Source organism: Sphingobacterium sp. SGG-5 (genome assembly GCF_011043525.1).
Lineage (GTDB): Bacteria > Bacteroidota > Bacteroidia > Sphingobacteriales > Sphingobacteriaceae > Sphingobacterium.
Map to the genome: position 1 here is coordinate 1 of NZ_JAAKGO010000035.1, position 496 is coordinate 496.

1 protein-coding gene is annotated in these 496 nt (G+C 54.6%); it reads right to left on the reverse strand.

Features of this window, described 5'->3' with window-relative positions; genetic code table 11:
• On the reverse strand, positions 1-496 hold a 496-nt coding region (locus G5B30_RS17145; protein ID WP_206367181.1), incomplete at both ends, for an MBG domain-containing protein.

The following is a 496-nucleotide window of genomic DNA, read 5'->3' on the forward strand; positions in this document are numbered from 1 at the left end:
CGCTGTCGCTGCTGCTCCATCTGATGTCAGTGTTACCGAGGTAACCGCATCGCCGTTCACAAGACCGCTGGCCGTAAATTCTGTACTGCCAAGGGCAAGCGCCTCACCGTAGGTCTTGCTGCGGTCTTTGGCCGTGATGGTCAGCGCTTTCCTGTTTACTGTCAGTGTGCCTTTGGCATAACTGATCGTATAGTTCCCCAGTTTAGGACCCTGTGCTGCCGAGGCCGTGATCTCGTAAGTGTTCACAACCGCTGTCGCTGCTGCTCCATCTGATGCCAGTGTGACCGAAGTAACCGCATCGCCGTTGACAAGACCGCTGGCCGTAAATTCTGTACTGCCGAGCGTAAGTGTCTGACCGTAGGTTTTACTGCGGTTTTTCGCTGTAATGGTCAGCGCTTTCGGGTTCACCGTCAGCGTGCCTTTGGCATAGCTGATCGTATAGTTCCCCAGTTTAGGACCCTGTGCTGCCGAGGCCGTGATCTCGTAAGTGTTTACA